Annotated in this window: 25 protein-coding genes and 1 tRNA gene; 11 read left to right on the forward strand and 15 right to left on the reverse strand. The window is 61.2% G+C overall.

Annotated elements, in window-relative coordinates; translation table 11 throughout:
* Positions 1-38: 38 nt before the first annotated feature.
* From FQ320_RS18430 to rpmH, 5 genes are all read right to left on the reverse strand, one after another.
* Entirely contained in the window at positions 39-1,631 is a 1,593-nt protein-coding gene (locus FQ320_RS18430) for a bifunctional diguanylate cyclase/phosphodiesterase (protein ID WP_148474808.1), read from the reverse strand.
* 83 nt (positions 1,632-1,714) lie between these two features.
* The gene (ttcA, locus tag FQ320_RS18435; RefSeq protein WP_148474809.1) at positions 1,715-2,575 is read right to left on the reverse strand and encodes a tRNA 2-thiocytidine(32) synthetase TtcA; all 861 of its coding nucleotides are present in this window, start codon (positions 2,573-2,575) and stop codon (positions 1,715-1,717) included.
* 63 nt (positions 2,576-2,638) lie between these two features.
* Positions 2,639-2,857 (reverse strand): membrane protein insertion efficiency factor YidD, encoded by a 219-nt coding sequence (gene yidD, locus FQ320_RS18440; protein WP_148474810.1) that lies wholly within the window; start codon positions 2,855-2,857, stop codon positions 2,639-2,641.
* Positions 2,854-3,249 (reverse strand): ribonuclease P protein component, encoded by a 396-nt coding sequence (gene rnpA / locus FQ320_RS18445; protein WP_148474811.1) that lies wholly within the window; start codon positions 3,247-3,249, stop codon positions 2,854-2,856. The genes yidD and rnpA overlap by 4 nt, the downstream gene beginning before the upstream one ends.
* A 14-nt stretch (positions 3,250-3,263) precedes the next feature.
* On the reverse strand, positions 3,264-3,401 hold the full coding sequence (rpmH, locus tag FQ320_RS18450; protein WP_148474812.1) for a 50S ribosomal protein L34: 138 nt from the start codon (positions 3,399-3,401) through the stop codon (positions 3,264-3,266).
* 333 nt (positions 3,402-3,734) lie between these two features.
* On the opposite strand from rpmH, the gene FQ320_RS18455 reads away from it, so the two are divergent.
* From FQ320_RS18455 to FQ320_RS18470, 4 genes are all read left to right on the forward strand, one after another.
* Positions 3,735-4,475 (forward strand): TVP38/TMEM64 family protein, encoded by a 741-nt coding sequence (locus FQ320_RS18455; RefSeq protein WP_255509593.1) that lies wholly within the window; start codon positions 3,735-3,737, stop codon positions 4,473-4,475.
* Between the two features lie 3 nt (positions 4,476-4,478).
* Positions 4,479-5,894: an NAD(P)/FAD-dependent oxidoreductase gene (locus FQ320_RS18460; RefSeq protein WP_148474813.1), complete on the forward strand. Its 1,416-nt coding sequence runs from the start codon at positions 4,479-4,481 to the stop codon at positions 5,892-5,894.
* Between the two features lie 93 nt (positions 5,895-5,987).
* The gene (locus tag FQ320_RS18465; protein ID WP_148474814.1) at positions 5,988-7,385 is read left to right on the forward strand and encodes a HAMP domain-containing sensor histidine kinase; all 1,398 of its coding nucleotides are present in this window, start codon (positions 5,988-5,990) and stop codon (positions 7,383-7,385) included.
* A 62-nt stretch (positions 7,386-7,447) separates the two neighbouring features.
* Positions 7,448-7,524 (forward strand) — tRNA-Arg (locus tag FQ320_RS18470).
* Between the two features lie 28 nt (positions 7,525-7,552).
* On the opposite strand, the gene FQ320_RS18475 is transcribed toward FQ320_RS18470, so the two are convergent.
* From FQ320_RS18475 to FQ320_RS18515, 10 genes are all read right to left on the reverse strand, one after another.
* Positions 7,553-8,623 (reverse strand): tyrosine-type recombinase/integrase, encoded by a 1,071-nt coding sequence (locus FQ320_RS18475; protein WP_255509596.1) that lies wholly within the window; start codon positions 8,621-8,623, stop codon positions 7,553-7,555.
* Positions 8,624-8,625: 2 nt separating this feature from the next.
* Positions 8,626-8,823: a hypothetical protein gene (locus FQ320_RS18480; protein ID WP_148474816.1), complete on the reverse strand. Its 198-nt coding sequence runs from the start codon at positions 8,821-8,823 to the stop codon at positions 8,626-8,628.
* Between the two features lie 100 nt (positions 8,824-8,923).
* Positions 8,924-9,112, reverse strand: coding sequence for a hypothetical protein (locus tag FQ320_RS18485; protein WP_148474817.1), 189 nt, complete (start codon positions 9,110-9,112; stop codon positions 8,924-8,926).
* Positions 9,105-9,254 (reverse strand): hypothetical protein, encoded by a 150-nt coding sequence (locus FQ320_RS25790; protein ID WP_187393965.1) that lies wholly within the window; start codon positions 9,252-9,254, stop codon positions 9,105-9,107. Before FQ320_RS25790 ends, FQ320_RS18485 begins: the two co-directional genes overlap by 8 nt.
* A gap of 59 nt (positions 9,255-9,313) precedes the next feature.
* The gene (locus tag FQ320_RS18490) at positions 9,314-10,309 is read right to left on the reverse strand and encodes a DUF2303 family protein (RefSeq protein ID WP_148474818.1); all 996 of its coding nucleotides are present in this window, start codon (positions 10,307-10,309) and stop codon (positions 9,314-9,316) included.
* 31 nt (positions 10,310-10,340) lie between these two features.
* Positions 10,341-10,739, reverse strand: coding sequence for a hypothetical protein (locus FQ320_RS18495; RefSeq protein ID WP_148474819.1), 399 nt, complete (start codon positions 10,737-10,739; stop codon positions 10,341-10,343).
* Between the two features lie 186 nt (positions 10,740-10,925).
* Positions 10,926-11,156 carry a hypothetical protein gene (locus FQ320_RS18500; protein ID WP_148474820.1) on the reverse strand — a complete coding sequence of 77 codons (231 nt, stop codon included), beginning with the start codon at positions 11,154-11,156 and terminating at the stop codon, positions 10,926-10,928.
* A complete protein-coding gene (locus FQ320_RS18505) occupies positions 11,153-11,482 on the reverse strand; it encodes a hypothetical protein (protein WP_148474821.1) in 330 nt (109 codons plus the stop codon). The genes FQ320_RS18500 and FQ320_RS18505 overlap by 4 nt, the downstream gene beginning before the upstream one ends.
* Before the next feature lie 347 nt (positions 11,483-11,829).
* A complete protein-coding gene (locus tag FQ320_RS18510; protein ID WP_148474822.1) occupies positions 11,830-12,135 on the reverse strand; it encodes a hypothetical protein in 306 nt (101 codons plus the stop codon).
* A gap of 68 nt (positions 12,136-12,203) precedes the next feature.
* Positions 12,204-12,860 carry a S24 family peptidase gene (locus FQ320_RS18515; RefSeq protein WP_148474823.1) on the reverse strand — a complete coding sequence of 219 codons (657 nt, stop codon included), beginning with the start codon at positions 12,858-12,860 and terminating at the stop codon, positions 12,204-12,206.
* An 89-nt stretch (positions 12,861-12,949) separates the two neighbouring features.
* Between FQ320_RS18515 and FQ320_RS18520 the strand changes: the two genes are divergently transcribed.
* The 7 genes from FQ320_RS18520 to FQ320_RS18550 are packed head-to-tail and all read left to right on the forward strand — an operon-like array spanning position 12,950 to position 15,703.
* Entirely contained in the window at positions 12,950-13,156 is a 207-nt protein-coding gene (locus tag FQ320_RS18520; protein ID WP_148474824.1) for a hypothetical protein, read from the forward strand.
* A complete protein-coding gene (locus FQ320_RS18525) occupies positions 13,153-13,524 on the forward strand; it encodes a hypothetical protein (RefSeq protein WP_255509594.1) in 372 nt (123 codons plus the stop codon). The genes FQ320_RS18520 and FQ320_RS18525 overlap by 4 nt, the downstream gene beginning before the upstream one ends.
* Positions 13,521-13,745 carry a hypothetical protein gene (locus FQ320_RS18530; RefSeq protein ID WP_148474825.1) on the forward strand — a complete coding sequence of 75 codons (225 nt, stop codon included), beginning with the start codon at positions 13,521-13,523 and terminating at the stop codon, positions 13,743-13,745. The genes FQ320_RS18525 and FQ320_RS18530 overlap by 4 nt, the downstream gene beginning before the upstream one ends.
* Positions 13,742-14,140 (forward strand): hypothetical protein, encoded by a 399-nt coding sequence (locus FQ320_RS18535; RefSeq protein ID WP_148474826.1) that lies wholly within the window; start codon positions 13,742-13,744, stop codon positions 14,138-14,140. Before FQ320_RS18530 ends, FQ320_RS18535 begins: the two co-directional genes overlap by 4 nt.
* A gap of 8 nt (positions 14,141-14,148) precedes the next feature.
* Positions 14,149-14,442 carry a hypothetical protein gene (locus FQ320_RS18540; protein WP_148474827.1) on the forward strand — a complete coding sequence of 98 codons (294 nt, stop codon included), beginning with the start codon at positions 14,149-14,151 and terminating at the stop codon, positions 14,440-14,442.
* Complete coding sequence (locus FQ320_RS18545) at positions 14,442-15,182, forward strand: DNA methyltransferase (RefSeq protein WP_148474828.1); 741 nt, start codon at positions 14,442-14,444, stop codon at positions 15,180-15,182. The genes FQ320_RS18540 and FQ320_RS18545 overlap by 1 nt, the downstream gene beginning before the upstream one ends.
* Complete coding sequence (locus tag FQ320_RS18550; RefSeq protein ID WP_148474829.1) at positions 15,182-15,703, forward strand: hypothetical protein; 522 nt, start codon at positions 15,182-15,184, stop codon at positions 15,701-15,703. The genes FQ320_RS18545 and FQ320_RS18550 overlap by 1 nt, the downstream gene beginning before the upstream one ends.
* Positions 15,704-15,818 lie beyond the last annotated feature (115 nt).

The following is a 15,818-nucleotide window of genomic DNA, read 5'->3' on the forward strand; positions in this document are numbered from 1 at the left end:
TCGGATCAGCCCGGTTCAATAGGGCGCACAGGCAAAGGTCAAGCCGTTTTGCCATCCAAAGCCTTGTGCGTTGCTGTGGCGCGGCGTTCGGTTGGCGGGCGAAGACGTTCCGGGGCGGGGGGTGTGACCGGCGGTGGCACCCGAGCGTTGTGCCGTTTGAGCCATGTGATGAATTCGGCGGCGGCCATCGGGGGGGCGATGGCATAGCCTTGCACATGACGACAACCGAGTTGCGCCAACACTGCGTATTCACCGGGGGTCTCCACCCCCTCAGCCAAAACATCCACGTTCAACTGTCTGGCCATGGTCAAAATCGCCGCCACCATCGCGTGTTGTTCGGCGTTGATATCTAGCCCTATGATCAGACTGCGATCGATCTTGATCCGGTCGATGTCAAAACGACGGATGCCGTGGATTGATGCGCTGCCCGTGCCGAAATCGTCCATATCGAGCTGACAACCGATGCGCCCCAGTGCAATCAGGTTGCGCGCGGTCACTTCTTCGGGATCGGCGTTGGCAATGACTGTTTCCAACACCTCAAGCCCCAGCCGCGCGGGCATCAGGCCTGACCGGTCCAAAGCCCATTCGATTCGGTCGGGCAGGGCGGGGTCGACCAGATCTTCGGCCGCGAGGTTGATGGACACGCGGGGCAGTTCCAGCCCGATGCGATCCCATTCGGCCAGTTGATCAAGCGATTTTTCCAGCATTGCCTGAGTGAGGCGCGCCGAAAACCCGGCATCCCTCAGGGCTGATAAGAACCGCCACGGCGTCAGCAACCCCAGCTGGGGGTGGGTCCAGCGGGCCAGCGCCTCCACACCTGTGACCCTGCCGGTGTCAGCCTCGATCTGCGGTTGAAACCAAGGGCCGATCTCGCCGCGTTGAAACGCGGCCGCGATATCAAGATCGTCTTCGACCGCTGGATCTGTGGTGCGGTTCGATATGCGCGGATTAAAGCTGCGCAGCGCATTTGGGCCTTCGCTCTGGGCCTGCGCCAGCGCCAGTGCGGCAGCGCGGGGCAGGGCGTTTTTGCCAGGCAAGCTGGTCATCCGCGCCGCCAGCACCATACCGCCGGACACTGTAAACGAAGCGGGAAATCCGCGTCGGTTCAACGGAGCACCGGCGGCGCGTTGCAGACGCAACGCAGTCTGCAACGCGTTCTCCAGATCGTCAGGGGCGCTTTGCGTCAACAGCAGGCCGAATTGCCCGGGCGCCATTTGCCCGACACTGTCGTCACTGCGGACCTGTGCGCGCAAGCGCTTGAGAACGGCTGAGTGCAGTTCGCTGGCGATGGATGTCCCATAGCGGTCGGAAATATCGCCGAAACCGTCGATTTCCAACAACAGGAAAAGCGCCTTTGGGTCCGCCACCCTGTGATCGGCCAAGGCACATATCCGGTTTTCACCGATGATGGCACCGGGTTCGCCTTGCAACAACCGTTCGACCATTCTGGGACGGCCGCCGGTCACACCGCCAAGATAGAATGCCGTGGTCAGGGCGATGCTGAACACCATTCCTTCGCCGCCGCTGACTAGAAAAGACAGTGTCATTAAAGTCAGCAATCCAAGGCCAATTTCGGCTGCACGACCGTCGGTCCGGGCGGCCCAGCTGCGGACAGTTCGAATCAGACTCATGCGGCCCCCCCTTTCGGCATCAGTATGCGTGAGAGTGGGCCGCGAATCTTTTGAAGTGGTTAAGGTCCGCTTGAATAAAGCGACTAATTCTCGCTGCCGTCGCCCTCTTGCGCCGCGCCTTCTGGTCGCAAGCCGATGAAATCGAATAGTTTCGGGTCAAGGAGGTGACTTGGCCGCGCATTGGTCAGCGCCCGAAAAATCACTTGTCGCCGGCCGGGACTGTTCTTCTCCCAGCCATCCAGCATCTGCTTGATCTGTTGCCGTTGCAGCCCGTCCTGACTGCCGCACAGATCGCATGGAATGATCGGGTACTGCATGGCCCGCGCGAACTTCTCGCAATCGGCCTCGGCAACATGGGCAAGCGGGCGCAGCACCAAAAGATCGCCGTCTTCATTCAGCAGTTTGGGCGGCATGGTCGCCAGCCGTCCGCCGTGAAACAGGTTCATGAAAAAAGTTTCAAGGATGTCGTCGCGGTGATGCCCAAGAACGACCGCGGAACACCCTTCTTCACGCGCGACACGGTACAGATTGCCACGGCGCAGGCGCGAGCACAGCGCGCACATCGTCCGTCCGGCGGGCACCTTGTCCATCACGATGGAATAGGTGTCCTGATACTCGATCCGATGCGCCACACCCATCTTTTTCAGAAACGCGGGCAGGACGGTGGCCGGGAAATTTGGCTGCCCCTGATCCAGATTGCAGGCCAGGATATCGACCGGCAACAGACCACGCCATTGCAACTCGTGCAGCACTGCGAGCAGGGTATAGCTGTCTTTACCCCCCGAAAGGCAGACCAGCCAGCGCGCGCCTTTTTCCACCATCCCGAATTGGTCGATGGCTTCGCGCGTATCGCGGATGATGCGCTTGCGCAGTTTCTTGAATTCGGTCGTCCGTGGGGCGCCGAAAAACAAGGGGTGAATGTCGTCGGTGTCTTCGTCCAGCATGTTCACGCTTTACCGAGGTCGCCTGCTTCGGGCAAGGGGCGGATTCGCGCGCGGGCTGCTGTTTCAGGGGACGTTGTCGATGCCGCTGCCGCCCCATGGATGGCACCGCGCCAACCGCCGGAGCATCAGCCACCCACCTTTGCATCCGCCATGTTTCTCAAGCGCTTCAAGCGCATAGACTGAGCAGGTGGGGTGAAATCGGCAGCCGTGGCCGACCCAAGGCGACAGGACCGCGCGATAAGCCAGAACCGGAAGCGCGATCAGGCGGGCAAGGGGGGTCATCGGTGCAGATGTGCCAGTGCCGCGACAAGATCGGCCTGCAACCGGGTAAACGGAGTGGTGGCGGTATCGCCGCGTCGTCCGATCAGCACATAATCCCAGCCATCGCGCCCGTAGGTTGGCAGAATCAGGCGCGCCGCCTCGCGCAGGCGACGTTTGGCGCGATTGCGCGCCACGGCATTGCCAACCTTTTTTGAGCAGGTAAAGCCGACACGAATCCCCGTCGCTTCGCCCGGGGGGCGGAGACGGGCCTGCAGCACGAAGCTGCCGGTCGGTTTATAGCCGGCCCGCGATGCACGCAGGAAATCGCGGCGCTGGGTCAACGTTGAGATCGTGACCGGACATGCCAAAACCGCCCCGAAACCAACTGGCGCGGGGGCGGCGGGCAACGTCATCGCAGCAGAGTCGCTTATGCGCTCAGCGACTTGCGGCCGCGTGCACGACGGGCGTTCAGAATCCGACGCCCGGCTTTTGTCGCCATGCGGGCACGAAACCCGTGGCGGTGCTTGCGAACCAGGTTCGAGGGTTGGAAGGTGCGTTTGCTCATCGCCGTCTCTCCGTATTGACGGCCCGCCCCGGAGTGGGGTCGCGCGCCGCAGATCATTCGAAGTCCGTCGTTTAAGTGCACCCCGGACCCGAGTCAACCGGGTGAAGGAAGGAAAACGGCGGAAGGGGGCAGGGGGATTCCTGCAATAAACCACGTCGGTTCTGTAACAATACCATGCTCGACTGCCCGCGGGACAGGTAAATCCGTGTTCCGTCATAAAGAGCGCGTGACCGGGCTGTGCCTCTGAGGTGGCGCAACGCACATTGAACACAAGGGGCCAAACCGGCCCGAACGGCGACACGACCCGTCGCAAGAAAAAAAAGAAGGACCGACATGATTCACGAACAGGGCGACATGCCCGAGTCACGTCCCGCTTGGTTGCGACGATTGCCGCTGGTGGTGATCGCGGTGATCGCGCTGGCCGGGGCCTTTACCCTGCGAGACTATCTCAGCTTTGAAGCGTTGGCCGATAACCGCGAGCAGCTGATTGCGTTGCGCGATGCGAACTACGTGCTCGCTGTGCTGGGCTTTATCGCAGCCTATGTTGTGATCGTGGGGTTTTCTCTGCCCGGAGCCACGATTGCCACGCTGACCGGCGGCTTCCTTTTCGCGACCTTTCCCGGCGCTTTGTATAATGTGACCGGGGCAACGCTGGGTGCCATCGCGATCTTTCTGGCCGCACGTTGGGGGCTTGGCGAACGGCTCGCGGCGAAGATGGAGACAGGCGAAGGCGTGGTGAAAAAGATCAAGGACGGGATCGACGAGAACCAATGGTCGATGCTGTTCCTGATCCGTCTGGTGCCCGCTGTGCCATTCTTTGTCGCCAATATCGTTCCCGCACTTGTGGGTGTTCCCCTGTTTCGCTTTGCGGTGTCCACCTTTTTAGGCATCATTCCCGGCGCCGTTGTGTATACGGCGGTCGGGGCCGGTCTGGGCGAGGTTTTCGCGCGCGGCGAAACTCCGAACCTCGGGATCATCTTTGAACCGCACATTCTGTTGCCGATCCTGGGTCTGTGCGCGCTTGCGGCTTTGCCGATCATTCTCAAGGCCGTGCGCGGCAGGAAAGGACTTTAATTCATGAACAGGATCAAGACAGATATTTGCGTGATTGGTGCCGGATCGGGCGGGCTGTCGGTGGCGGCGGGCGCGGTCCAGATGGGCGCGCGTGTTGTCCTGATCGAAGGGCACAAGATGGGCGGCGATTGCCTGAACTATGGCTGCGTGCCCTCCAAGGCGCTGATCGCGGCGGGGAAACAGGCGCATCAGGTGTTCAAGGGCGGTTTCGGTGTGCCTCCGGTGCAGGTCACGGTGGATTTCGCTGCGGCCAAGGACCACGTTCAATCGGTGATCGAGACGATCGCCCCGGTCGACAGTCAGGAACGGTTCGAGTCGCTGGGCTGTACCGTGATCCGCGACTATGCCCGGTTCATTTCGCCATCCGAGGTGCAGGCAGGCGATACCGTGATCACCGCGCGCCGGTTTGTGATCGCCACCGGGTCTTCGCCGCTGGTACCGCCGATACCGGGGCTCGACTCTGTGCCGCACTATACCAATGAAACCATTTTCGACCTGCGTGAGCGGCCCGATCATCTGCTGATCATCGGTGGCGGCCCCATCGGCATGGAAATGGCGCAGGCGCACCGGCGGCTGGGGTGCGCTGTGACCGTGATCGAGGGCGACCGGGCCATGGGCAAGGACGACCCGGAGCTGGCAGCAATCGTTCTGGAAAATCTGCGCGGTGAAGGGATCGAGATTGCCGAAGGCGCCAAAGCCGAAAAGATCAGCGGCAGCGATGGCAGTATTACAGTAGAGACAACGAACGGAACATTCACCGGAACGCACCTTTTGATCGCGGTAGGGCGCAAGGTGAATCTGGATAAACTGGACCTGACCAAGGGCAATGTGGCCCATGACCGGGCGATCACGGTGGGTGACACCCTGCGCTCGACCACCAACAAACGCGTCTTTGCGGTGGGTGATTGCGCCGGTGGTCTGCAATTCACCCATGTCGCAAGTTATCATGCCGGGATTGTCGTGCGCTCGGCGGTTCTTGGACTGTGGTGGAGCAAGGCGACGTCGCGCCACATTCCCTGGGCCACCTATACCGATCCAGAGCTGTCACAGGTCGGCCTGACCGAGGCGCAGGCAGCCGAGAAATTCGGCGACAGCCTGACCACTGTGCGGTTTCCCTATGCCGAGAACGACCGCGCCATCGCGGAGGGAAAAACCACCGGCCTGATAAAGGTGATGGTGGCCGGGGGGCGTCCGGTCGGGGTCGGAATCGCGGGCGCCCATGCGGGTGAGCTGATCGGGATGTGGGCCATGGCCATCGCGAACCGCCAGAAGATGACAGCGATTGCCAATACCGTACTGCCTTATCCCACGCTGGCCGAAATCAATAAGCGTGCAGCGGGAACTTATTTCACGCCCAAGCTGTTCGATAGTCCCAAGGTCAAGACAATTGTCAGGCTGGTACAGAAGTACCTGCCGTGATGAGGGGCGTGAAGGTCGGACAGTGGGATTGACCCATGGCTGTGCAATGCGCCCGGTATTTGGTAATGGGAATGGGAATACGGAGAGCTTGATGTGCTGAATTCCCTATCGGGCCGGTTCCTGATTCTGACGGTCGTCTTCGTCATGCTGGCCGAGATCCTGATTTTTGTGCCCTCCATCGCGCGGTTCCGCGAGGACTACCTGTTGTCGCGGCTCGAGCGGGCGCAGATCGCATCGCTGGTGCTGTTGGCCAACGACATGATCGACGATAAGCTCGAAGCAGAACTGCTTGAGAACGCAGAAGTGCTGAACGTCGTGCTGCTGCGCAATCAGGTCCGCCAGTTGATATTGTCGTCGCCGATGCCCGCACTGGTCGATGCCACATATGATTTGCGCGCCGCACCTGCCTGGACGCTGATCAGCGATGCGCTGAAGACGCTTTTCATGCGCGATGATCGGGTGATCCGGGTCATCGGTGCGCCGGTGCGCGAAGGCGGGTTGCAGATCGAGATCACGATGCCGACCGGGCCGCTGCGCGCCGCGATGGTCGATTACGGCTTGCGCATCCTTGCCATGTCGGCGGTGATTTCTGGCTTTACCGCATTGCTGTTGTTTCTGGCGGTACGCCGGTTTCTGGTCAAACCGATCAAAGGCGTGGTCGCGGCAATGTCGAGCTATGCCACAGCGCCCGAAGACGCCCGCCGGATCATCGAGCCAAGCGCCGGAGTGCGCGAACTGCGTGAGGCCGAAGAAGCGCTGCAGTCGATGCAAACCCAGCTGACCGGCGCGTTGCGGCAAAAAGACCGGCTGGCGCAACTGGGTGGCGCAGTGGCCAAGGTCAGTCACGATCTGCGCAACATATTAACCACGGCTCAACTGTTCACCGACCGCCTTGGGTCCAGCGACGATCCCACCGTGCGGCGTATGGCACCCAAGCTGGTCAATTCGATCACCCGCGCGGTCAACCTGTGCGAATCGACTCTGGCCTTTGGCAAGGCGTCCGAACCGCCCCCGGCTCTGACCCGCGTGGCGCTTGCGCCCATCGTCAACGATGTGGTTGACGGCGAGCGGCTGGCCAGCGGTGACTATGACATTTCCTTTGCCGAAGATGTTCCGGCAGGCATGCTGATCCGGGCCGATGGAGAACAGTTGCACCGTGTATTGTCGAACCTGATCCGCAATGCGCGGCAGGCGATCACGGCAAGCGGTAAACCGGGCGAGATATTCATCCATGCAGCCGAGACAGAGTCCGCATGGCGACTGTCGGTTCGCGACACCGGCCCGGGTCTGCCTCCCAAGGCGCGCGAACATCTGTTCACCGCGTTTCAGGGCGGCACCCGCAAGGGCGGCACGGGTTTGGGTCTGACCATTGCCGCCGAATTGATCCGTGGCCATGGCGGGCGGCTGGAACTTGTCGAAACGGACGGCGCCGGAACCGAATTCGCACTGGTCCTGCCCAAGACGCTGGTGACCCTCGAAGACACCGCGTGACAAGAAGGCAAGATTCACCCCTTGCGCTCACCCGTTCCCGGAGTTACATCCGCCCCAATCGCGCGCTGGTAGCTCAGTTGGATAGAGTACTTGACTACGAATCAAGGGGTCGGGGGTTCGAATCCTCCCCAGCGCACCATTCCCCCCACTAAGTAACTGCTTTTCCGTCAGTTATTTTCTGCTTTGCACTTTAGAGCGCGATGTTTTGCACCGCTGTGTTCGGCACCCGTTCCCATGACGGCGCGGCGACGGTCTGCGCCGAGGGTGTAATGTTCGATTTCCTTGAGAGATTTGTGCCCGGTCCATGCGCCGATCTGGTGGGGTGTCCCGCCCGCGTCGGCCAGCAGGACGGCCCGAGACTTGCGCAGGCCGTGCGCGCTTTTCTCAATGCCTGCATCGCGCGCTGATGTGCGGATCATGGTTCCAAGGGCCTTTGACGATCGGGTTGCCCCACCGGCTGTCGCCAGAAATGTCATATGTCTCGATGGCGCTGCGGCAATCGCGGCGTGCAACTGGTCCCGATCGGCTTCCATGGCTGCCGCATAATCCGGCAGGGCGCAGGACCAGGGCACATACGCCGGATCGCCGGTTTTGGATTGGCGAAACACCAGAACGCCAGAGCGGTCCACCATGCCGGGACCGATATTCACGGCGTCTCCGATTCGCATCCCGCCCCACAACAGCAATTCAAAGGCCAGCCGTTTCGACGTGCCGATTCTCCAGCGCGCGCGGTAGGTATCGATTTCATCGAGCGTCCAGGGCGGGTGTCCGTCGCTGCGCGCCTTGGCTGGGGCCGCCACGCCCTGAGATGGATCTACTGACAACAGCCCCGCATCCGTCCCGAACGCCCCCAGAAAGCGCCATGCCTTCAGCCGGTCGGTCGGTGACTTCGCTTTCCCCAAGTTGGCCTTGATGTGACGATCGCGCAGGCCCTTTGCCGGGGCATTGCCAACCTCTGAACGGATTGCGTCGAAGTGGCGGCGCAGGGTCGCGCGGTAAACGGCGCTACGTGCGGCGAACCGATCCGATCTGCCTGCAGCCTCGATCAGCCCGGCAATGCTGCCCAGCGGCAGGCGCAATGCTGCGGGTTCATCCTCGGACCGCGCGGCCTGATAGGCGGCGATGAAGTCGGGGTGATCGTGCGGCAGGTCGGGCATCCGGACAAGCGGTTGGCCCTTGCGGCGCAGATACCAATAGGTTTCGCCGGTCCGCCCGGCGATTGGCATCAGCCCGCGCATTTTCACCCACCCATTCCGAACGCTGCGTCGCATTGTTCCTCATCTCCGGTCGTGTCCGGCGACGGTACGGCGACAAACCCGCTTTGCGCAATGATCCTGATCGTGCCCTTGCGTGGCACAACTTCGACGGACGCACCGAATTCGGCAGCGACCTTCATGGCCCTTCGCAATTCCGCCTCGGTGAAAACAGGTGCTGCCAAGGTCAGTCCCTCCGGTCCAGACTGTTATACGCAATGCCGGTGCTTGCTCCGCCGCCACCGGCGAAGCTGTCGATGATCGTGGGTTGGGTTGCGTCAAGCATCAGTCTGTCCCGCCCAGCAGATCCCGTTCGGCGTAATCTTCCGCGATGGCCTGCATCACGGCGATCTCGTGATCGGCGTCGGCCTGTTTCATCCGCCGTGCCTTGACCTGTCGGGGATAGACCTTGCGGCGCATGCGCAACTCGCGCAGGGCGGCGGCGTGTTTCATTTTGGGGGTGATGTCAGTCATCGCGGGCCTCTTGGCTCTTTGCCTCATCGGCTGTGGCTGGTCGGGCGAAGCCATAGGCTTTGCAGTATACGGCCCATCCGGTTGGCGTGTGGGCGCGGTAAAGGCCGGTCTTGGCCCAGGGCGTGGCGTTGTTGGTCGACATATTTCCTCCTGCGGTCTGTCGCTGGCCCCTGCGTGCAGGGACCAGAAAGAGACTGCAGGTCAGGTGTTGGTTTCGGGTTGGCCGAGGAACAGTGGAAGTTCGGTTCCATCGCGCGCGGTGGTCAGCGCTTCGTCGAAGGCGGCGTCGAACGCTTTTTCGGGGCTGTAAATCGACATGATGAACTTCACGGCGCTGCCGGACTTGCGATAGCGAAACCGAACCGGCATCCGGTATGCGGCCCCATTCTCGAACACGGGAATGCCGATGATGATCAGATTGGGGATCTTGATCGGCGCGCCGTCCTTGTCGTTGTGTTCGTTCAGGAACTGGATCGAGGATTCGCCGGTGTCGCGGTTGCTGGTCACGGCAAGGTTGCTGGTTTCGTAGACCTGAAACTGGCGTGACATCGCCAGCAGCTGGCCCAGCTGGCCGTAGCGCCCTTCGATGTGACGGGCGGTCTGGATCAGGCGGGTTTCCCACGGCTGATTGCTGTCGGCGTCTTCCAGCTTCAGCAGGGCCGGGGTCGGATCCATTACATCCTTGGCGTTGGCTTCGATGAACTCGCCCAATTCGTCCTTGTCGAGCGGCTTGCCAGACACAGCCATCCAGCGCTTCCATTCCTTCGACAGCGGAAAGGCATAGCGGCCCCGATGGGCGCAATGGCGTGCGGTGGTGTCGTTGCCGAATGGCACTGTCGGGCCTTCGGCGTGGTAGTCAGCGATGCATTCCAGCGTCGGGCGTTCCATGTCGGGATTGGCGTAGAGTGCGGAGTTTTCGCCTTTGAACCGGTTGGCCCAATCAATCAGGCTTTGCAGATCGGCAAGGCGCGCGGTGCCCCGGCGACGCTGGGGCGCAAAGTATTCAGCGGCGGCAATGCGCAGGCTGGTCAGGTTTTCGACCTTGCGGCCTTCGGGAACGGACACCAGCCACGGTGTGTCGATCTCGCCAACGGTGAGATCGGGCACCAAGTCGACCGTGCCCAGTTCGGTCATCAGTTTCTGGACGGTCTGGCCGGGGTTTTCCATCGGTCCGATGATGAGATTGTCGTCTTTCATGCGAGGGTTCCTTCTTCGCGGTCGTGGTGGATCAGATGGCGTCGCGCACTTCGCCGGTTTCGGGGTCGTGCGCGGATTCGGCGGTGTCGCGAACCGGGTGCTGCATGCGGGCCAGCAGTGGGCTGTAGAGGGTCAGATCGCCGTTCTCGTTGATGAAGGCTGCGGCGCTGCTGGGCGGCTTTTTGGGCGATTTGAAATCAGCCTGAGCGCCCATGGCAACGTCACCCTGCTTGCCGAGCGCATAGTGGATCTTGATCGTCATAGACCCTTCGGTCTTTCCGCCGTGTTCGGCGCGGTGGTCCATCAGATCGATCTGCAGCTGCCGGTGATCGGCCAGAAGTTTTTCAAGAAAGTCGCCACCGTCAAACAGCGCGAGAATCTGTTCGACCGTGCGCATCTTGTAGGGATCGTGGATCATGGGGCTGTTCACTGTTGGTCCTTTCGAAGGATTGCGGGGCGCCCGGGGGTTGGTTCGTGAGCGGTGGGCGCCCCTTGGCGCGTTGGGCGGGATGCCCGGTGCGCGGTGTTAAAAGGCGGGCGGCAGGGGTGTGCCGCCCGCAGGTGCGCCCGGGGCGGGAGGAAGTGCCTCCGGGCGTGTGGCAACTGAATGGCCGGGTCAGCCATGGAAGGGCTCGACCCAAATTGCGTCATGGGCTGCCTGAGCGATGGCGCGGCTGGCGAAGGTTCCGGCGACGAAGGCGAGCAACAGGGCGATTGCGATCATCATGCCGCTCAGAAGCGCGCGACGGCTGCGGGCCGTGGCTTCGCGATCGAAGTGGCTTTGGGGCATGGACCGAAAAGCGTGGGCGGCGCGACCGGCGGGGCAGTGATCAAGCGGATGTGTCATGCGGGATCTCCGGCGGCTTTGCGGGCTTCGGCGCGGGCGAGATCATCCAGTGCGCCATCGAACGCCTGTGTCAGGGTTTCGTGGGTCAGGCAGGATTGCGGCGCGATCAGGTCGAGATAGGACAACAGCAGTTGTTCGGTCGCCGGGCGGTCGAGAGCGTGGAGGCGGGCGATCAGGGAGCAGATCGTGCGGCCGAGAAGCTGCGCGCGGCTGCTATTGAAGGCGGGCGCCGTCTTGTCGACCAGATCGCCTATGTCATCCGCGATCGCCTCGGCGATGTTCTGTTCGACAAGACTGGCCGCATGGATCGGGGTGAGAATGTTCATGTCGTCTCTCCATCGGGTGATGGAGAACATTCATGATGGGGAAATTAATCCCTGTCAATCTATTTAGGGACTATTTTCCCCTATGCAGATCGGCAGCCACGCGAATCACGTGGTAATTTGCACTTGTGCAGGTTGCAGGCCTCACCAAGTAACCGGCGTAAAGCCTAACTGCCCATAGGAGAATTGTTAGGGGAGCGGTAATACCTGCGGAGGGTCGTACGTGAGTTTGCAGAGAAGCGGCGGGACGGTGTGACAGACGGGGTGTATAGCCGCCAGATGCGTTTGAACTGGCTGGACGATCTATTTGATCAGGTCGTGATCGATAAATTTCGCCGGATTCTGCTGATTTAGGCTCGGTCCGCTCGCAGCGAAGGTTCGCGGCGCGGGGTATGTGTGATTGTGGCAGGTGACTGGCGTCCTGTACTGCCCTGAGCGATCAGTTGCGCAAGGCGATCGCTGATCTGGAACAGGACGGCAGCGAAACCAGCAGTCGCCAGCAGTCCAACTCCGCCGCCCGCCATGGCGAGCATCTGCCACATGGTGACAGTGCCTGTGAAGCTCAGGATCAAGGCCAGGCCGACAAACAGTGATCCTCCTACGATCACTTGGACCACAAGGAAGAATTTAGCGAATCCGACCAGTGCGTTGATCATTTCTTTGCCTTCCGAATTTTCATAACTGACCATAGGTTGGGGAAAAGTCGTCTGGCAAGCGCGTCGGTTCAATCGACCGGCGGCTCGATGCGTTCAGCAAAAGCCTTTTGCTGGTGCATCAAGATCGGCGCGGCCCAATGCAGAGCGCAGTCATACATCGGTGGATGGTCGGCATGAAAGCTGACCAGATCGAACAGCCCTTCGGGTTGACCGTCTCGGCGGCGTACAAATTTGACCCATGCCATGCCGTCGGCATCTTCGACGATGCACCTGGCACCCACGGCCTCGGACGGCACACCCATGGCGGGTCGGGAGTAAAATAGCAGATCGCCATCAAGGTAAGCGGGTTCCATTGAGCTGCCGCAGATTTCTACGCAAGCCAGCCCTTTTGGCGTAAGCTGAGGCGGGCAGGCGACATGATAGTGACCATCACCCTTCGAGTAACTATCGTTCAGTGGAACGCGCGCGCCTGCACCCACATGTCCGACAACGGCAATGGCAGATTGCCTCGAGGGATCGAGTTCACCGCGTAGAAACTGTTCCATCGAGACGCCAAAGGCCCGGGCGATGCGTATCGCATCATCAGCGTTCGTTGATTCGGTTTTTCCTTGAGAGAACTTCTTCAATTGTTCGTAGGAAACGCCGCTATCACTCGCGATCCTACGGACCGGAATTTTCGTTGCCGCAAGTGCGGCCATAAATGCTTCGCGAAATGTGGTTGTCATGAGGGGAAAAGTATCCCTTCCCTCTGATTGCTGAAATAGGGACAATATTCCCTTGACGATGGGGGATTAATATCCCCTATATAGCGGCCATGGAAAACCTGATCCGCGAAATCGAGGCCTATGCGGCCTCTGTCGACAAACTGCCGCAGAAGGTCCTGCGCGATGCCATCGGAGCGGGATGGGGTCAATGGGCGGGTTGGAAGACCCGCGCGTCCAGTCCGACTATGGCATCTGTTGACCGACTTCGCGCCTTTATGGCGGCAAACCCGCCCGAACAGAAACGGGGAGCAGCATGACCGCCGCACCCCATCTCCTTTCCTTTGTTGCTCCAAACGATCCCTCACAGGTCAAGCATGGAGCATCGAGAGTGGAAAAGTCTTATCCAAAATCGCGACAGATGAAAAAAACTATCGTCGCGGAAGATGAGCAGCGCCGCATGTTCGCCGCGCTGTTGTGGCGTGCGTTTCCCGAGGCACGATCCGAGGCCGATCTGGCCGCACTGGTCGCCGGGCAACTGACAACTGAGGACCGGCCTGTGCACCCGAAGACGGTGCGCAACTGGTTGAGCACAGATAATGCGCCATCGTTCCGGTATTACCTCCCGGTGCTGATGATGGCCGGAGGTGAGGCGGTTCTGGACCTGATTTATGGTGGGGCGCCATGACGCGCCATCGGCGTGACGATACTCCCGAGTTCGTTGTTCTCGCTCCCTGGCACAGATTGCGGCTGATCCGACTGGCCTGCTGGCGGATGGCGGCCCGGTATTATGACCGGCGGTTTCGCGCGACCTATGCGCGGGCCTCAAGTTACGAGGATTTCCACAGGGCCGCCCGGTTCAAGCAACAGAGGGAAAAGTTTTTCCGTCGCGTCAAGGGGGCGAAATGACAACCCATTATCCCGTTCTGCTCTCCGCTGCTTCTGCGCGCCCGGTCTATGACGACAGCGACATCGATCCCGTCGCCTGCCGTCGATTGTGGTGCGCGCGGGTACTGGCCGAGCTGCATGTGGCAAGCCCGGTCAACACGATGACCGGGCGCACTGACCTCAAGGGGCGTAAGCGCCAGTTTGAACGCGAGCGGGCTTTGAGCTGGCTGCAAGGGCGGGAATGCCGCGCGATTTTCGACATGCTGGGATTGGAGCACGACGCATTCTGTGAGCGCTTGGCGCAGGGGGTTCCCGATATTCGCGGCATCAGCTTGGGCAACGTGACGAACGCCCGCAAGGACCGGGGTGCGGTCGTGGCCGTGGCGCGTGTGTCTTTGGGGCAGGGCGCGGAATGAGCCGTCGTATGAAAATACCGCTGGATGTCCAAAAGCGGATCATCGCGATGGCCGCAGCGGGTGAGTGTCTTGAGGCGATTTCTCGGGAAACCAAGATCGGGCGAGATCCGCTGCAGACCTTTTGCCGCTGGGCAATGGTCAAGGTCCAGAAGGACAGTTTGGCGGCGCAGGGGCTGACGGACGCGCAGGCCGCAGATGTAAAGCTGCTGGTGACCCGGGCGCGCTATAGCCGCAAACAAGCGCTTGAGGTGGTGATGCGCGAGCGCACTCCGGTTCGGGCTGTTCCGCGGGGGATGGTCTGATGGGCGGCATCGTCGATCATGCCGTCATTGGCGATGTCACGCTGTATCTCGGCGATATGCGGGAAGTGCTGCCCGAGCTGGGGCGGCTGCGCGCCGATTGCGTGGTCAGCGATCCGCCCTATCCGCTGACCTCGGGCGGCAATGCCACCGAAGTGATGGGCGGGCTGTTCTCGCAGGATGTCTATGACAACAGCGGCGATCTGATGCCGAGCGTGCCCTGGCATCACATGGGCGGGCCGATCTTCCGGGCCTGCGCTGACGATGCCGATTGTTACATCATGGCCAACGACAAGAACGTCTGGGCTGCCCATGCCGCGTTCACCGGCGCCGGGTTCGCGTTTCACAACCTGCTAGTCTGGGACAAGATCCGCGCCACGCGCAACCGCTGGTACATGAAAAACTGTGAGTTCACGCTGTATCTGTTCAAGGGTCTCGCGGCACCGCAGGGCATCGCCGATTGCGGATCAAAGCAGCTGTTCACCCTGAATGCCGCGCGCACGTCCGGCCACAAGACGGAAAAGCCGGTCGCGCTGATGCAGCACTACATCGCCAATTCCTGCCTGCCGGGCGGTCTGGTTCTCGATCCTTTCGCGGGTTCGGGATCGACGCTGTTGGCCGCTGCCGCACTCGGCCGGCGGGCGGTGGGAATTGAGCTGGAACGCAAGTGGTTCGACGTGGCCTGTGCGCGATTGGAAAGCGCCCTCTGTGCCGGTGCTGAGCTTGGATATGGGAGCGTATGATGATGGACCTCAAGGCGATCTTTCGTGCGGGCTGTGTTCTGCGCTGGCATACCAATCCCAATCTGGCCACCACAGGCGATCGGATCGACGGGCACAGCGCACGGGTCGCGCGGATCCTGATCGCGCTGCATCCGTCGCCTTCAGTATCCCTGTTGTGCCACGCGCTGATCCATGACGATGGCGAGACTGCGGTGGGCGACGTACCTGCGCCCGCCAAAGATTCCACGCCGGGATTGGCTGAATGGTTGGAGGTTGCCGAAGAGGTCGAGCGCCGCCGTCTCTGGTCCGGTGCGGCCGGTATGGATGGCAGCGCTGGCTTGACTGTTTCCGACCGGCTGTGGCTGCAGTTTGCTGACCGTCTCGACGCGTTTCAATGGGCGGCGCATCATGGGCCATCGGTGATGAGCGGCGATGGTTGGCCCGAGGCGCGAGGGTGGCTGTTAGCTACGGCCTATACTCTGGATTGCTACAATTCGGTTGCGCGGCTGGTCGACGGATCAGGCAGGGGGGATGTCGCATGAATGCCTCCGCTGCACTAATCCCGGTTGATACCTCTTCTCTGCCCGAATACCCGATCTCATCATCGGTGCGGCTGGACAGTCACGGCTTCGTCGCCTGGGAGTTCCGCCGCTATCT

The organism is Oceaniovalibus sp. ACAM 378 (assembly GCF_008085915.1).
In the GTDB taxonomy this organism is placed as follows: Bacteria; Pseudomonadota; Alphaproteobacteria; order Rhodobacterales; family Rhodobacteraceae; genus Oceaniglobus.

Bases quoted from the DNA above. Each gene is read 5' to 3' on its own strand.
- FQ320_RS25790 (WP_187393965.1), bottom strand. From the start codon at position 9,254: ATGTCGACCAACAACGCCACGCCCTGGGCCAAGACCGGCCTTTACCGC.
- FQ320_RS18515 (WP_148474823.1), bottom strand. From the start codon at position 12,860: ATGACAACCACATTTCGCGAAGCATTTATGGCCGCACTTGCGGCAACG.
- ttcA (WP_148474809.1), bottom strand. From the start codon at position 2,575: ATGCTGGACGAAGACACCGACGACATTCACCCCTTGTTTTTCGGCGCC.
- FQ320_RS18490 (WP_148474818.1), bottom strand. From the start codon at position 10,309: ATGAAAGACGACAATCTCATCATCGGACCGATGGAAAACCCCGGCCAG.
- FQ320_RS18510 (WP_148474822.1), bottom strand. From the start codon at position 12,135: ATGATCAACGCACTGGTCGGATTCGCTAAATTCTTCCTTGTGGTCCAA.
- FQ320_RS18530 (WP_148474825.1), top strand. From the start codon at position 13,521: ATGACGCGCCATCGGCGTGACGATACTCCCGAGTTCGTTGTTCTCGCT.
- FQ320_RS18475 (WP_255509596.1), bottom strand. From the start codon at position 8,623: ATGCGCGGGCTGATGCCAATCGCCGGGCGGACCGGCGAAACCTATTGG.
- FQ320_RS18505 (WP_148474821.1), bottom strand. From the start codon at position 11,482: ATGAACATTCTCACCCCGATCCATGCGGCCAGTCTTGTCGAACAGAAC.
- FQ320_RS18525 (WP_255509594.1), top strand. From the start codon at position 13,153: ATGACCGCCGCACCCCATCTCCTTTCCTTTGTTGCTCCAAACGATCCC.
- FQ320_RS18540 (WP_148474827.1), top strand. From the start codon at position 14,149: ATGAAAATACCGCTGGATGTCCAAAAGCGGATCATCGCGATGGCCGCA.
- FQ320_RS18455 (WP_255509593.1), top strand. From the start codon at position 3,735: ATGATTCACGAACAGGGCGACATGCCCGAGTCACGTCCCGCTTGGTTG.
- FQ320_RS18535 (WP_148474826.1), top strand. From the start codon at position 13,742: ATGACAACCCATTATCCCGTTCTGCTCTCCGCTGCTTCTGCGCGCCCG.
- yidD (WP_148474810.1), bottom strand. From the start codon at position 2,857: ATGACCCCCCTTGCCCGCCTGATCGCGCTTCCGGTTCTGGCTTATCGC.
- rpmH (WP_148474812.1), bottom strand. From the start codon at position 3,401: ATGAGCAAACGCACCTTCCAACCCTCGAACCTGGTTCGCAAGCACCGC.
- rnpA (WP_148474811.1), bottom strand. From the start codon at position 3,249: ATGACGTTGCCCGCCGCCCCCGCGCCAGTTGGTTTCGGGGCGGTTTTG.
- FQ320_RS18520 (WP_148474824.1), top strand. From the start codon at position 12,950: ATGGAAAACCTGATCCGCGAAATCGAGGCCTATGCGGCCTCTGTCGAC.
- FQ320_RS18500 (WP_148474820.1), bottom strand. From the start codon at position 11,156: ATGACACATCCGCTTGATCACTGCCCCGCCGGTCGCGCCGCCCACGCT.
- FQ320_RS18550 (WP_148474829.1), top strand. From the start codon at position 15,182: ATGATGGACCTCAAGGCGATCTTTCGTGCGGGCTGTGTTCTGCGCTGG.
- FQ320_RS18485 (WP_148474817.1), bottom strand. From the start codon at position 9,112: ATGACTGACATCACCCCCAAAATGAAACACGCCGCCGCCCTGCGCGAG.
- FQ320_RS18545 (WP_148474828.1), top strand. From the start codon at position 14,442: ATGGGCGGCATCGTCGATCATGCCGTCATTGGCGATGTCACGCTGTAT.
- FQ320_RS18430 (WP_148474808.1), bottom strand. From the start codon at position 1,631: ATGAGTCTGATTCGAACTGTCCGCAGCTGGGCCGCCCGGACCGACGGT.
- FQ320_RS18460 (WP_148474813.1), top strand. From the start codon at position 4,479: ATGAACAGGATCAAGACAGATATTTGCGTGATTGGTGCCGGATCGGGC.